This window comes from Candidatus Zixiibacteriota bacterium (assembly GCA_021159005.1).
Lineage (GTDB): Bacteria > Zixibacteria > MSB-5A5 > UBA10806 > 4484-95 > JAGGSN01.
Map to the genome: position 1 here is coordinate 1 of JAGGSN010000071.1, position 1,268 is coordinate 1,268.

Genomic DNA, 1,268 nt, shown 5'->3' on the forward strand with positions numbered 1-1,268 from the left:
CTAAGGAGACTTGACAGAGGAAAAAGAAACAATAACACGAAACCCCAACTTGTCGAACGTGTTATCAGGGTTGTACATGACTCGGAACGCAACACGGCTGAACCTATCGAAGTTGCCCCATGAACCGCCGCGCAAAATACGCGCTATCCCGGATGATGAACCTTTCGGGTTTGTTGCACTTGATGACGAATAACTTCCATACCAGTCCCAGCACCATTCCCATACATTGCCGGTCATGTCATATATGCCAAGTTCATTTGGTCTCTTTAATCCTACCTTGTGCGTTTTCTTTTTTGAATTATCATTATACCAGGCAACTTCTTTTATGTTGTCGCTCCCGCTGTACTTGTATCCCTGTGATTTATTGCCCCCCCGAGCCGCATATTCCCATTCCGCCTCTGTTGGCAGACGGTAGCCATTAGCATCGAAATTGCAGGCTACTAACCACTTCAATTTATCATAATCTGATTTGTTGTTAGTGTCATTTTTGCTCTTGTTTATTATGTAACAAGGTGTTAATCCCTCTTTTATACTCTTATTATTGCAAAACTCCACAGCATCATACCAGCTAACTTTTTCGACCGGTAAATCGTCGCCTTTGAATTTTGATGGATTATTACCCATAATCTCTTTCCATTCCCGCTGAGTTACTTCGTATTTGCCAATATAGAAACTGCTAAGAGTAACTTTATGTGCTGGTTTTTCATCATTGTCGCTTTTTCCTTTGCTTCGACCCATGGTAAATGTGCCGCCCTCGACGAAAATCATGTTTTGGATGATATCGGAGCCTTCAATTAGAATTATGTTTTTCTTTAGCTTTTCGTCTGCTTTAATAGTAAAAGATTCTTTATATGTTTTGTGTTTATCGGCTTTTACAATAAGTTTATATTCCCCTATCGGTACATCCGAAAATATCTTCTTGCCTGTCGATGTATAATACTCTCCGGCATCGCCCTTAAGCTCAATATTAGCATCAAAGGGAGTAACTACAACCTGTATTGTACCGGTCTGTATATCGGGATAAAGATCAACAGTTAATGTATCGCCTTTTTTAAGAGTAAGCCGCTTGTTGACAGGTTCGGCTTTGGGCATTCTGACCTCAACTGTTACCCGGCTGGGTTCAAGTCGTATATCATTCAATTGAGTTAACTCTTTACCATCAAGGTAAACCGTGGCGTTCTTATGCGTTTTGATTGACAGCATAGCAAAATTTACTTTGCTGATTAGGCCTACCTTTTCAGCTTTCCCCCGCTGAAGCTGAACTTCAA

At 41.0% G+C, this 1,268-nt stretch carries 1 protein-coding gene; it reads right to left on the reverse strand.

The features are described from left to right. Positions 1 to 1,203, reverse strand: a complete 1,203-nt coding sequence (locus J7K40_04325; protein ID MCD6161624.1) for an SUMF1/EgtB/PvdO family nonheme iron enzyme — start codon at positions 1,201 to 1,203, stop codon at positions 1 to 3. Between the last annotated feature and the right edge of the window lie 65 nt (positions 1,204 to 1,268).

What these genes read in the sequence shown, in the direction of transcription:
- J7K40_04325 (MCD6161624.1), bottom strand. Translation starts at nt 1,203, where the DNA reads ATGCTGTCAATCAAAACGCATAAGAACGCCACGGTTTACCTTGATGGT.